This window comes from Chryseobacterium sp. YIM B08800, from assembly GCF_026163565.1.
In the GTDB taxonomy this organism is placed as follows: Bacteria; Bacteroidota; Bacteroidia; order Flavobacteriales; family Weeksellaceae; genus Chryseobacterium.
Genome location: NZ_JAPDKN010000011.1, coordinates 155,601 through 169,625, shown reverse-complemented (window position 1 = coordinate 169,625; position 14,025 = coordinate 155,601). Strand labels below are relative to the sequence as shown.

The window sequence follows — 14,025 nt, the reverse complement described above, 5'->3', positions numbered from 1 at the left end:
ATATTTATGAGTATGAAAAAAAATCTGAAACTTTTATTTTTGATTTTAATTATTTTTAGCTGTAAAGAAAAAACGATTAGGCTCAATAATAATATTTCTTTCGATGTACAGAAGAATATTTCTTATGGAAAAAATTCTGCACAACAATTAGATCTCTATTTTCCTAAAAATAAAAATTCTATTAAAGGTATTTTTGTAATTGTACATGGAGGAGGTTGGAAAGCGGGAGATAAATCTGACCTTACTCGTTTTGCTCTTTCTATGATGGAGAAATTCCCTGATCATGCTTTTGCTAATATTAATTATAGATTGGCAAACAACAGTTCTTTTATTCTACCCAATCAAACTGATGATATTGATAATGCTTTAGATTTTCTCGTTAAAAAATCTGTAGAAATGAAATTTATTCCTCAATTTATTTTGCTTGGAAACAGTGCAGGTGCACATTTATCCATGTTATATGGTTACAACAGACTTTTTGATGACAAGCACAGAACAAAAATAAAAGCAATTGTAAATATTGTAGGTCCGGCAGATTTATCAGATCCCAATTTTAAAAACTATTCTGATTACGATTTTGTTGAAAAACATATGATCGATTTAACTAAACCAACTCCAACAGACATTCCAAATCAAGACATTCCAAATCCAGTTTATTGGATCAATAAAAATTCTCCACCCACCATTTCTTTTTATGGGAATAATGATCAGGTTATTCCGCTATCTCAGAAGAAAATTTTAGATTCTGTTTTGAATAAAAATCAGGTCTTTAATCAATCTTATGAGTTTCCGGGAGGTCATTTAGATTGGAATAATAAGAAAAATGCACCTTTTATCATTAATTCAATCAATGAATTCCTAATGCATACTGACGAAAAATAAAAAGCAGGCGTCGATTTTAAAAAAGCAAGCCTGCAATTAAAAAAAGCTGACGTGCTTTTAGGTAAATGCACGCCAGCTTTTTGTGAACTCCACGAAAGGAGTTTCTAAAGTACTATTATTTATTTCAAAATTATTCAGATTTAACAACTTCCGTTCTTTCTGAAACCCCGTTTGCATTAAACGCTTCAATCTGGAAATAATAAGAATCTACTCGGTCAGCTCCTGTGAAAAAATATTCATTTTTACCGTACACCATAATGCTTCCGTATAATTTATCCGGAGATTTTCCCCAATAAATAACGTAGCCATCGGCTTCTGAGTTTTGTTGCCATTTCATCCAGATGCTTCTTCTTTCACCATATTTTTTCGGGTCGGCTCTCAATGGAACAAAGTTCTGAACTTTTGCAGGTTTTGCACCCGCACCTTTTCCAAAAACTCTGAAACCGCTTAATGCAAACTTTCCTGTTGGCATTTTCAGATTTTCCATTTTTAAAAATCTTGCTTCGGCTGGTTTCTCCAATTCTACATAATCATGAGGAACGTCTTTGGTATTCTTACTTTTATCAACAATTACTTTCCATTTTTTGCCATCATTTGAGCCATAGATTTTATACTGATGCATTTTGCCTAAAGTTTTTCCCATAAACTCAACATCCTGATCTGCATAGTTTATCTGAATTGCATTAATGGTTGAAACTTCACCTAGATCGGTCTGAAACCACTCACCAGAATTCCCGGTTTTTGCACTCCAATAGGTTTTAATATCTTCATCGACCGCATTATTCGAATGATATCCTCCTAAAGTAGACGAAACTTGAACGGGTTTGTTATAATTTAGCAACATCCAGCCTGTGAAAAGTCCTTTAGAAAAATCTTTTCCTTGTGCAAACTGAGGAAGCAAAGTCGGATAATCACCATAAGCAGTGTTCGTGTACATTACATCATCTTTATCAAAACCTGCAGGCCAGATTCCCAAACGTCTTTCAAAATTATTTTTAGTGGAAATAAAAATGGTAGAAACGTGCCACCAGTTTTTATAATTATCTTCAAAAGTAGCACCGTGTCCCGCTCCTCTCGCAAAACCTCCGGGCTTATAAGAAAAAGGATTGTGCTGTTGGTATTCGTAACCTTCTAATGGATTTTTAGAAACGTAAACTCCGTCAGAATATCCGCTGAACTCTGTTGCCGGAGCGCCATATTGCATGTAATATTTATCTTTATATTTGGTTACCCAAGCTCCTTCCACAAAGGGTTGCAAGAAAACATTATCATTATATTCTCCAAATCTTTCCCAACCGTGATCTTCTGGTTTTAATCGTAAAATAGGTTTTACAAAACCTTCAGACTGCAAATTTTTAACTTTTACTTCAGTTCCTAAAAGAGGCCATTCATTGCTCGATCCCCAATATAAATAGAGTTTATTTTTGTCTTCATCATAATGAAAAGCAGGATCCCAAGCTCCCACTTTCAAAGTATCTACAGCAATTTTCCAATCATCTTTTGTAGGATTGGTGCTTTTCCAGATCGGGAAATCCTGTTCCCAGGTTGAACCGTAAACATATAAAGTATCTTTCATCGCCCAAACTGCTGGAGCGTTCAGATCGTGAGTATATTTATTATCTCTCAGGAATTTTCTTTTGATAAATTTCCAGTCGAGCATATTGTCACTGTACCAATATCCTTCCTGATTGGTAGAAAAAAGAAAAAGCTTTTTCTGAAAATTAACAATTACAGGATCTGCAGTAGCACGGTGTTTTCCTTGCTTTGAAAAAACTTCAAAAGGGGTGTAACCATAGTCGATATTGATTGGGTTGCAATACGTTTTCTGCTGTGCATTTGAAAAAAAGCACAGAAGTATTACTACCATGCTGAAATATAATCTCTTACTCATAATCAAAACTTTATATTTCTACAAATTTAAAGTTTTTTTAATGGTTGCTTAAGATTGAAGCATAAAAAAACTTCCGACCTTAGTTAAAGCCAGAAGTTTTTATTTTGTTTAATTTAAAATAATTTATTTTTAGGTAGAAAAACTCAACAAATATATAATTTGCGTTTCATTCTTCAGAAATTAAACCTAACAGGTTTTAAAAACCTGTTAGGTTTAGAAAATATAAAAAAACATCTGACCTTAGCTAAAGTCAGATGTTATTATTCTACTTGAATTAGAATATTTTATTTTTAGGTAAAAAAACCTCAGCTAACATACAACATGTTCTTCTGCCTCCGTTTGCTTGTATTAACTTTATTATTAAAAATTTAAAATCTGCCACTCATGAAATACGAACTAATCCAAAAACCGTTGATCTTGATGGCGTCCCTGAGAACCATTTCAAGAAAACGGGTATCGCCAAAGGCATGATCTTGCGTTCTTGCATTGGTTACAATTCCACGTTTGTGGATGGTAAAATCTGTAACGTCAGTAAGGGAAGTTTTATGGTAAATAGAATTCCACATATTATATTTGAATTCACGCAGATCTTCAAAATATTTTTTGTTGATAAATTCTAAACCGCTTTCATTATAGTAAAGTTCCTTTCTATTGAAAATATTATTTTTCAGGAAGTAGAAAACGTGTTTTGAAGGTGCAACTTTTTTCACAAAAACTTTCAACGCTTCATCATCTTTGCTATCGAAAGCCTGTATAAGCGCAAACTTCATTTCATCAAAAGTTTTATAGCCGTCGTGAGGTTGCATTTCTTCTTCCACACCAATGAAAACACCTTTATTATTGATGACTTTCATCTTTTCTTTTGAAAAAGTGAGCGCTTCTTTCCCTTCAAAAGGAGCGATCTCATCGAAAGTATTTGGGTTTAAAACTTCATTTCTCTCAGAAATCAATTGGTAGGTTTTTCCTGTTTTAGCTTTAAACAGATTATCAACTGAAATTTTTTCCAGATAGCTGTATTTAAAAGGGATTAAAACCGTATTGTTAAAATCTATTACCCCATATTTACTGTTCTTTTTAGCAACAAAACTAAGAGGTTTCGCCATTGTATGGAGTTTGCTGAGAGAGATTTCATCATATAAAAAATCTACAATTACGGTATTCTGAGCATCAACAATTCCGTATTTTTTATTTTTTACAACCACAAAATACAATTTATCTCCATCAAATTTTTGTACGATATTGTCGTATTCAAAAGGGCTTACGGTCTTCTTTTCAAACTCGCTGAACAAAGCATATTTCCCGTTTTTGTTCTGAAGAGCCATGATTGAATTTCTACCCGAGTGAAACGGATTGATCAGCAAATCTTCGTCGTAAATATATCGGTAAGACAAAATATCTTTCATCAAAACCTTCTGATCTTTTGTAATAACCGTATAAAGATTATCTTTTTCAAGAAAATAAATCGGACTGTTTTCGGTATTGGAAGGTGCTACTCTTTCGTAATCGTCAGGTAAAACTTTCTGTCCGTTATAATTAAACAATGTCTTTTTTATATCATTAAAACCGATGATAAAATCGTCATTATCATTTAAATGCTCGTACTGAACAGGAATTATCAGTTTCTTTTGATTCAAATCAAAAAGACCTGTCTTATCTTTATTTTTTACGGTAATCAGATGTTGTCTGTCATAATCCAAATAATCAAACCCGTCGTATTCAAAAGGGATGAGTAAGTTTCCGTTGCTGTCTGTAAGTCCGAGCTTTCCGTTTTTCTTAATTTTTAGATATTTGGAAGAAAGCAATGCTTCGATGGGAGCTTCAGATTCGAGGTTGGGATTTTGCTGAAGGTCAGCATTCAGAAGTACATACTTTTCAGCTTTAGAAACATTGTAATTCTGATCTCTTTTCTCAACACTTTTGAATTGTGGACTCAGCTTTTTGTTTTCATTAAGAAAAATTCCGACCAAATTATTCTGAAAAACATAGTATGATTTTTTATCGTAATCAAGATTTATTTTTTCATACTCAAAAGGCAGAACTGTCTTCCCGGAATGATCTAAGATCCCAAACTTTTTATCTTTGATGCCAATCAGGTATTTTGCATTTTCTCTGATCTCTACAATTCCTTTATAAGGTTTAGGCTTGTTATCATACATATTTCTCTGAAAATACAGATCATCGTAGACCAAACCGGAAACCTCTTTCCCGTCTTTAAGAATTCCGAATTTATCATTGAGTTTTACCACCAAAAGATTGAGGAAAAGTGTAGCTTCTGTATATTTATTCTTTACAACCGTTCCATTTGAAAAGATAAAACTCTGTTTACCATCGTAATCATCGGTTATGAGAATTTCATTGTTATAAAAGATAATTCTTGAGAAATCTCCTTTTGCAAAAAGCTTAAGATCTGGTCTAAAAATTTCCGTATTTTTCCCTTTTTTGGCAATGTAAAATACTCTGTCGGTCGTTATATCATCATATTGCAAAGGAAGCAAAATCTTACCGTTTCCTTCGATAACGCCTTTGAGATTTCCTTTTGTAGCAATTAAACCTGTATTGGCAAAATCTAATTTATCATACTGTGGCGTAACGGTTACTTTACCTAAATTACGAACGCCGTATTTTTTGTTTTCCTGAAAAATCGTCATGCCCTCACCTTCACCTCTGGGAACTGAAGGAGGCATATATGACGGTGCTTTGATCCCTTCATAATTTCCTCCTGTAGATCTGGGAGGAACCTGAGCAAAAAACGAAACTGAAACAAAAAGTGATAGAATGCCTGAAAAATATTTCATCTTCAAGAGGTTATTTTTTAGGTAAAAAAACCTCAGCCAACATACAACGTGCACTTCCACCTCCGTTTACTTCGATGGTATTTAAATCTGAATAAATGATTTCACAATATTTTTCAATATTAGAAATTTGTTCAGCATTCAAAGACTGATAAGCAGTCTGGCTCATTACTAAATATTTTTCGCCATCTTTATTTTGTACCTGAAGCATATTTCCGGCAAATTGCTGCATTTGCTCTTCAGAAATTTCAATAATCTCTTTTCCTGAATTTTTAATGGTTTCAATAACTTTGCTTCTCTCCAATTCAGAATCAATACAGTCTAAGCAAATTACTACGAATTTATCGGCAACACACATCATGACGTTGGTATGATAAATTGGAAGTCTCTCTTCACCAACCGTTTGAAACGAATGGAAAACAACAGGTGTAAATCTGTATTTAGTACAAAACTCTCTGAATAAACCTTCATCAAGCCTTAAGGAAACAGATCCGTAAGCAATTCTGTTGTCATGATCGAAAATCATACTTCCTGTTCCTTCGAGAAAATGTCCCTGAATTTCAGGCAATGACCAATCATCAATTTCAGAAACTTCAAAACCTTGATTTTTGATACTCTCAATAATATCTTCTCTTCGCTCTACTCTTCTGTTTGAAGCGAACATCGGATATAAAACTACCTTTCCATCCTTGTGGAAACTTACCCAGTTATTTGGGAAAATAGAATCCGGAGTATGTGGATCGATGGTATCTTTTATGGTAATAACATTAATTCCTTTACTTCTCAGTTTTTCAACAAAAATTTTGAATTCTGCCAAAGCTTTTGACTGAATATCTGCGCCTTTCTGCTCTACCTGAAAATAATTATTCTCTGCCGTTTCTGCATTATAACCGAATGCAATCGGCTCTATCATTAATACTGTATCTGTTGTCTGCATTTTATCAATTTAAAAATTAAATGATTGAAAGATTAAAAAAATTCGCTAAAACTCTCCAACATAATTAATCTCTAACCAATGGCATTGTAGAGCATCTCAACAAACCACCCATTTTAGAAATCTCTCTGTACGGAATTTCTTCAACGGTCATTCCCCAAATATCTCTTAAATGATTGTTCATTCTTGTAAAAGCTTTATCTGAAACCACGACTTCCGGAGAAATTGAGAAAATATTCGGGAACATTTCAAACATTTCTTCGTCTGTAACGTGGAAACAATTTTCTTCACCGAAGATATCAATGATCAGATTATAATCGCTTTCGTCTACAAAACCGTCTTTGTAAATAATGCATTTATCTTTACCAATCGGATTGAATGTACAATCTAAATGCAAAATTCCTTCATACGGAATTTTGTCGTTTTTCTTTAATTCCAAATCAATAATTCTCTTCTTAGGAAAATATTCTTTAAGAATTTCGATAGCGTATTCGTTGGTTCTTGCCGTTTTATAATTTCTGTAATCTTCACTAAAGCAAGTTCCGATGAAAAGAAAATCATTCCAGACAATTACATCTCCGCCTTCAATGTGAGCTGTTTCCGGAAGGTTGATAATTTTTCTCCACGCTACTTTTTCGTAAACCGTTTTGTAAGCTTCCTGCTCATCTGCTCTGTCGGCAATTACATTTGAAATAATCATTTTATCGTCGATTACAAAAGCAACATCTCTTGCAAAGACCTGATTATAATCTTCAATAATATCCGGACGAAGAACTTCTACATCATATTTTTTCAGCACCGCTTCAAAAGCATTCATTTCGTTGACGATATCTGCTTCTTTCGGATACATGTTGTGCTCTATGGTATAATATGATTTTGCATCATAGCTTTCTTCCAAAGTAGGAACACCGCCCATAGAGTTGGGTTGACCTAAAACCACAGACCTCAGTCTTCCGGTTTCGTTTTTAATATTTAATTTCATAAATAATGAGAATTAAGCAAATATAATCAAACCGATGTGATGCTGAAAATTTTTGTAACCCAGAATAAACAGAGCATTTCTAAGAACTTTTGTACATTGGTGAATCTCTAATCATTTCATCTAATGAAGTGAAAACTTACAGATAGAATTAATGATAATCAACTTAATTTCAAGCACAATATCTTTGTTAAATTTTTAAAAATAAATATTTATGTTTAAAAACAAAAAAAATCCCAAAGCAAAAAACTTTGGGATTTATATTTATTTGAGAAAACAATATTATCTGTTTGCAATATCGATGTAATCTCTTTTTTGAGCTCCTTGGTAAACCTGTCTTGGTCTTCCGATTGGATCTCCTTTTAGTCTCATTTCTTTCCATTGAGCGATCCATCCCGGAAGTCTTCCCAATGCAAACATTACTGTGAACATTTCTGTAGGAATTCCTAACGCTCTGTAGATGATTCCAGAATAGAAATCTACGTTTGGATATAATTTTCTTTCGATGAAGTATTCGTCTTCAAGAGCTACTTTTTCTAACTGCATAGCAATATCAAGCGCTTTATCTTCAATCCCTAAAGCTTCTAATAAATCGTCAGCAGCTTTTTTGATGATTTTTGCTCTTGGATCGAAGTTTTTGTAAACTCTGTGTCCGAATCCCATCAAACGGAAGCTATCATTTTTGTCTTTAGCTTTAGCAACATATTTAGATACATCACCACCATCTTTTTCGATTAATTCAAGCATTTCTATAACTGCTTGGTTTGCACCACCGTGAAGTGGTCCCCAAAGTGCAGAAATACCAGCAGAAACTGAAGCAAAAAGACCTGTGTGAGCAGAACCTACCATTCTTACAGTAGATGTAGAACAGTTTTGCTCGTGGTCAGCGTGAAGAATTAATAATTTATCTAAAGCAGCAGTTACCACAGGGTTGATTTCAAACTCTTCATTTGGTAATCTGAACGCCATTTTGTAGAAGTTTTCTACATAGTTTAGGCTGTTATCTCCGTGATTTAATGGTAAACCTAAAGTTTTTCTGTAAGTCCAAGCTGCAAGGTGAGCAAATTTAGCGATCAATAATTCTGCAGCAACATCCATTTCTTCTTTTGAGCTTACATCAACCGCTTTAGGGTTAAATGCTGTTAAAGCAGAAGTAAGAGTAGACAAAACTCCCATAGGATGAGCAGAACGAGGGAAAGCATCGATGATTTTTTTCATCTCCTCTGCTACGAAGTTATATTTTTTGATGTTACCATTGAAGGTATCAAATTGTTCTTTTGTAGGCAATTCACCGTGAAGTAAAAGATACATTACTTCTGTGAAGTTTGATTTTTCAGCGATCTGCTCGATAGGATAACCTCTGTAGAACAATTCTCCTTGGTCACCATCAAGATAAGTGATGTCGCTTAAAGTAGCTCCTGTATTTTTGTACCCTAAATCTAAGGTAATTAGACCGGTTTGGTCTCTTAATTTTGAAATATCTATTCCTCTGTCTCCGATTGTACTATCCACGATTGGATATTCATACGAATTACCGTCGTAATTCAATACCACTTTGTTGTCTGACATTATTTAATTTATTTTGTTTAAATATACTATTTATTATAAAACACGGCAAACAAAAAATTTCGCTTGCCGTTATTTATAAATTCAATGAATTATCTTTTGATTTTAAAAGCATCTAATCCTGGGAAATAAGCAGTATCTCCTAAAGCTTCTTCGATTCTTAATAATTGGTTGTATTTTGCCATTCTGTCTGATCTAGAAGCCGAACCAGTTTTGATCTGACCACAGTTCATAGCAACCGCAAGATCAGCAATAGTAGAATCTTCAGTTTCACCAGATCTGTGAGACATTACTGATGTAAACTTGTTGTGCTGAGCCATTTGTACCGCTGCCATTGTTTCAGAAAGAGAACCAATTTGGTTTACTTTTACCAAGATTGAGTTTGCAATTCCTTCTTTTACCCCTCTTGATAATCTTTCAACATTGGTTACAAATAAATCATCACCAACTAACTGTACTCTGTCACCGATTTTATCAGTTAACATTTTCCAACCTTCCCAGTCATTTTCCTGCATACCGTCTTCGATAGAGATGATCGGATATTTGTTTGCCAATTCAGCTAAGTAAGAAACCTGTTCGCTGCTTGAGAACTGAGGCGCATCTGCAGTCTGGAATTTTCTGTAATCGTAAACTCCGTCTTTATAGAATTCTGAAGCTGCACAGTCTAATGCGATCATTACATCGTCACCAGGTTTGTAACCTGCTTTTTCAATTGCCTGAAGTAAAGTATCTAAAGCATCTTCAGTTCCTTTGAAAGTTGGCGCGAAACCACCTTCGTCACCTACTGCAGTAGAAAGACCTCTTGAATGAAGAATAGATTTCAGGTTATGGAAAATCTCAGTTCCTTTTCTCAATGCATGAGAGAAAGAATCTGCTTTTACCGGCATTACCATAAATTCCTGGAAAGCAATCGGCGCATCTGAGTGAGAACCACCATTGATTACATTCATCATCGGAACCGGAAGTGTATTTGCATTTACACCACCAATATATTTGTATAAAGGTAATTTTAATTCGTTTGCAGCAGCTTTTGCAGCAGCTAAAGAAACTCCAAGAATTGCGTTTGCTCCTAGTTTTCCTTTATTTTTTGTACCATCCAGTTCGATCATAATCTGGTCGATAAGATTCTGATCAAAAACTGGAAGACCCACCAATTCTGGTGCGATTACTTCTCTTACATTTTCTACAGCTTTAGAAACCCCTTTTCCCATCCATTCTGAACCACCATCACGCAATTCAACTGCTTCATGCTCTCCCGTAGATGCACCTGAAGGAACAGCTGCACGACCCATCGCACCACCTTCCGTAAATACATCAACTTCAACTGTAGGATTTCCTCTGGAATCCAAAATTTGTCTCGCTTCTATGTAAGAAATGTAACTCATTTTTTATCTATTTTATAGTTTATACAAATTTAATCAAAATTTAAATTTTGAGCGAATTGAAGAGGTAATTTCTGTATTTATCTGAGTTAAATTTTAGTTAATTTTAAGATTATGATAATTTTAGATTTGAAAATAAAAAAGATCAAGCAAATTTTATTTTCAATTATATTTAAAACAACAAAAAACCTTCTTTGAAATTACTTCAAAAAAGGTTTTCGTTCATATAGTTTTATTTACCTATTGATTTTTTACTGCATCGAAATTGAAGCTGACATTTAAAAATCCGAAGAAATTATTATTTTTAATATCATACTTTAATATTAGAGGAATCCAGAGATTTTTTAAGATTCTTACTCTTAAATCTGCATTTGCTAAAAATTGATTGTTTTTTTCTTCATCCATTAATCCTGAGAAAATTCTTTTAAATTCGAAGTTGGGTTTGAATTCGACAAGAGAAACTTCTTTTTGCTTTAAGAGCTGAATATTTAATCCTATTTGGCTATTCCATTCTCTACGTTTGATATACTGATTTACTCCTATACTGTCTTTTGCATTAAATTCGCTTCTTACATCTAATTCAAACATATTTTTTGGGGATTTCAAACCATGCAAGTAAACAAGATTGAATTTATATTCGTCAAACAGTTTAGATTTTTCTTGAATGGTATTTCTAAAGCCAACTGATAGCAATGGTTGTAATTTTATTTCCTCAATTTTTTCTAATATTGTTTTTTCTAATTCAATGCTTGTCTCCGAGAAATTATCCGGAAGGAAAGTAACAAAATCTTTAGGAAAATTATCAATCGGAATAACATATTTATCAGAATTCATAGCAATTGCTTCATCTAGTTTTTTCATTTTAGCCTCCAATTCGCTATCTTTTGTATCTACTAAATGAAAATAATATTTTGCTTTGGACTCTATCAAAACACGTGAATAAGTGGTATACAAATTTTGCTCATTAGATCCGTAAAGAGTATTTACTGATAAATCTCGTTTATTGATTATTGTCCAATCGGCACCGTAAGTAAAGCCTTTAAATTTATAATCATTATCCACGTTTGCTCCTATTTCGATTTGAAAATTTCTCGTAAAATTTGCCTGTTCATAATTAACATCCGTAAACTGACTGCTATCTGCTCTCACTTTTAGAGCATATAGACTCGTTTTTATTTGAAATGCTTTCTTTTCACCCGTTAAATCCTTAAAAGCCAATTGTCCAAAGTCTGCAAAAACATCCTTCCAGTTTCCTGTCTTAGATTTATTTACTTCTTTTAAAATTTGTGCCGATCTATTTTCTTCCGAGTGAATAACTTGCCCCTTACACAATGACATTCCTAATGTCAAACTTAATATTATAAATCGTATTGTTCTCATTATCTTGTTCTAAAATAATATGTTGCATTAACTCTATTCCCTTGTTGAATAGATGGCGTCGCAGTCGAGATATTGCTTACTTCTATCTGATCATTATTAAAGTAAACTCTAATGGTTGTTTTTCTATTTGGGGCAATTGGATTAGTTCCAAAAACACACAACATATAACTTCCATTTAAACCTTCATAATTTTTTTCAAATCCGTACTCACTTATAAATTCTTCCATAAGTAATCCGTTTCTATATAAAAGGCAATAAAAGCCCATAAATGATTTTCCACCTTCTATTTTTACATTAATTCTAAAATTTGCCATGATTAATTATTTTTGATTGTTGATTTATTTTTTTGGAGAAGGCGATAAAAGCCCGGCTAAAGCACCAATTGCACCAGAAGAAATTGTTGCGAAAATTGTTACTAATTGACTATCCTTATCGTGATTTCCCGTTAATGCTAAAACAACGAGCCCGATAATTATCATAATAATGGCAATACCAAGCATCATCACAATAATTCTATAAATCCATGAATCTGTATCTTTTGGATTGGTCGTTTCTACATTTTTTATTGCTTCTATAGGATTAATTTTAAATCTCTGCTGAAGGTCATCGTTGTTTTTCAAAGCTGTTTCTAAATCTTGAATGCTGTCATTGATAATAGTTTTCATGGTTACTCGCTTTTAAAATTTATACTTCAAAGTTCCTTCTAAAAAAGCCCCATGTCAATTACACAAACGGGTGATTCTCACAACAAAAAACAGCATCATTAAAAAATGATGCTGTTATATTTAGCTTAAAAAAATAGTTATAAATCTATTCTGAAAAACAAATGAGTTCCGTTTTCGGTGGTCACTTCACAATGTCCGTTTTGTTCCTCCATTCTTTTTTTCATATTTCGGAGACCGTTTCCTTCTGGTTTTTCATGATTGATACCTATTCCATTATCGGAAATTTCCATCATGAATTCTTTGTTTTTTTGAACAAACGAAAGTTTTAGTTGGTTCGATTGGCTGTGTTTATAAGCATTATTCAATGCTTCTTTTAAACATAGGAATAAATTTCTCCTTTGTTCTGTAGTAATGGTAGTTTCAGAAATTACATTTTCATCTTCAATGCTCAATTGAATTTTTGTTTTCTTAAGAAAATTCTGTGCATATATTTTTGAATAGTCTATAAAACTTCCCAACGTATCATTTCCGGAATTTAAGCTCCAAAGCATTTCCCGCATCGAGATATTCATTTCTTCAGAAGTTTTCAAAAGTTCAGCGATGTCACTTTTTAAATCTTCATCTTCGGCTCGTTGTTTTAGAAATTCTGCCTGAAGTTTTAACGCTGAAATTCCTGCTCCGAGATCATCATGCATATCGTGAGAAATTCTTTCTCTTTCTTTTTCTATGGATTTTTGCTTTTCAAGTTCTTTTTGGAGGAGCTGGTTTTGGTATTCTGATTCTTGAAGTTGTTTTTCTTTAAAATAAAGGAGTTGTTTTCTGTTGTAAATTAATACCACAAAAATTATAAAACCCACGAATAGCATCATTACTACAATTGCAATAATGTAAACAATTTTTATTTCATCAGGAAGATTTTTCATTTTTTACAAAATAGGCTACGAAGAAAAAGAGAATAAGTAATAATATTTACCATAGTGAATATCATTGAAATACTTTTTAAAAAAGCAGGATCAAAATTATTGAAATAATACATTGGAAGACCTCTAAATAAAAAGAAGACTGACCAAATTAAGAGACCACAACTTATCCAAAATGACATTTTATCAAAAATTGCCCCCTCAACTTTTTGATTTAAAATATATACAAACCAGCCCATGCTTCCAAAAATGTAAAACAGAGGCAACAAAGCAAGGGTGAAAGAGCTCAACTCTGCAAAGTTATATTTGGTTTGAAGAATAAAAGTAATACCAAAAAATACACTAAAAACTAATGTCCAAATATTTCTGTAAATTTTTTCTGGAAAATTCTCTCTAAAAAAGTAGAAAAAATACAAATACGATATCAGGATAAAAATGAAAAATAAATAGTTAGAATTTATTACCTCTTTCAATTTGATAATCGGGAATATAATATCTAGTACAGTCACCATTGATAGATAAATATAAAAATGAAACTGCTGTTCAGATTTACCTTTTACCAACATATATATTGAAACTAAAAGATTAATCAGAACTACAATTTCATAAGTTATATTTAAAATTTTCAATTCTA

General features: G+C 32.9%; 12 protein-coding genes. 1 reads left to right on the top strand and 11 read right to left on the bottom strand.

Features of this window, described 5'->3' with window-relative positions; all coding sequences use genetic code 11:
* Positions 1–12: 12 nt before the first annotated feature.
* Positions 13–882, top strand: coding sequence for an alpha/beta hydrolase (locus OEW74_RS05895; protein WP_265427601.1), 870 nt, complete (start codon positions 13–15; stop codon positions 880–882).
* A 130-nt stretch (positions 883–1,012) separates the two neighbouring features.
* Here the strand turns inward: OEW74_RS05895 and OEW74_RS05890 are convergent, their stop codons facing one another.
* The 11 genes from OEW74_RS05890 to OEW74_RS05840 all read right to left on the bottom strand — a co-directional run bounded on the left by OEW74_RS05890 (position 1,013) and on the right by OEW74_RS05840 (position 14,020).
* Positions 1,013–2,773 carry a discoidin domain-containing protein gene (locus OEW74_RS05890; protein ID WP_265427600.1) on the bottom strand — a complete coding sequence of 587 codons (1,761 nt, stop codon included), beginning with the start codon at positions 2,771–2,773 and terminating at the stop codon, positions 1,013–1,015.
* A gap of 368 nt (positions 2,774–3,141) precedes the next feature.
* Positions 3,142–5,568, bottom strand: coding sequence for a WG repeat-containing protein (locus tag OEW74_RS05885; RefSeq protein WP_265427599.1), 2,427 nt, complete (start codon positions 5,566–5,568; stop codon positions 3,142–3,144).
* Between the two features lie 10 nt (positions 5,569–5,578).
* Complete coding sequence (gene ctlX, locus OEW74_RS05880; RefSeq protein WP_265427598.1) at positions 5,579–6,502, bottom strand: citrulline utilization hydrolase CtlX; 924 nt, start codon at positions 6,500–6,502, stop codon at positions 5,579–5,581.
* A 64-nt stretch (positions 6,503–6,566) separates the two neighbouring features.
* On the bottom strand, positions 6,567–7,481 hold the full coding sequence (locus tag OEW74_RS05875; RefSeq protein ID WP_265427597.1) for a dimethylarginine dimethylaminohydrolase family protein: 915 nt from the start codon (positions 7,479–7,481) through the stop codon (positions 6,567–6,569).
* Positions 7,482–7,760: 279 nt separating this feature from the next.
* Complete coding sequence (locus OEW74_RS05870) at positions 7,761–9,047, bottom strand: citrate synthase (RefSeq protein ID WP_265427596.1); 1,287 nt, start codon at positions 9,045–9,047, stop codon at positions 7,761–7,763.
* An 89-nt stretch (positions 9,048–9,136) separates the two neighbouring features.
* Positions 9,137–10,429, bottom strand: a complete 1,293-nt coding sequence (gene eno / locus OEW74_RS05865) for a phosphopyruvate hydratase (protein ID WP_265427595.1) — start codon at positions 10,427–10,429, stop codon at positions 9,137–9,139.
* Between the two features lie 237 nt (positions 10,430–10,666).
* Positions 10,667–11,764, bottom strand: coding sequence for a hypothetical protein (locus OEW74_RS05860; RefSeq protein ID WP_265427594.1), 1,098 nt, complete (start codon positions 11,762–11,764; stop codon positions 10,667–10,669).
* Between the two features lie 41 nt (positions 11,765–11,805).
* Entirely contained in the window at positions 11,806–12,120 is a 315-nt protein-coding gene (locus OEW74_RS05855) for a hypothetical protein (protein WP_175620701.1), read from the bottom strand.
* A 24-nt stretch (positions 12,121–12,144) separates the two neighbouring features.
* On the bottom strand, positions 12,145–12,471 hold the full coding sequence (locus OEW74_RS05850) for a hypothetical protein (protein WP_265427593.1): 327 nt from the start codon (positions 12,469–12,471) through the stop codon (positions 12,145–12,147).
* 137 nt (positions 12,472–12,608) lie between these two features.
* Positions 12,609–13,394: a sensor histidine kinase gene (locus OEW74_RS05845; RefSeq protein ID WP_265427592.1), complete on the bottom strand. Its 786-nt coding sequence runs from the start codon at positions 13,392–13,394 to the stop codon at positions 12,609–12,611.
* Positions 13,391–14,020, bottom strand: coding sequence for a hypothetical protein (locus tag OEW74_RS05840; RefSeq protein WP_265427591.1), 630 nt, complete (start codon positions 14,018–14,020; stop codon positions 13,391–13,393). Before OEW74_RS05840 ends, OEW74_RS05845 begins: the two co-directional genes overlap by 4 nt.
* Between the last annotated feature and the right edge of the window lie 5 nt (positions 14,021–14,025).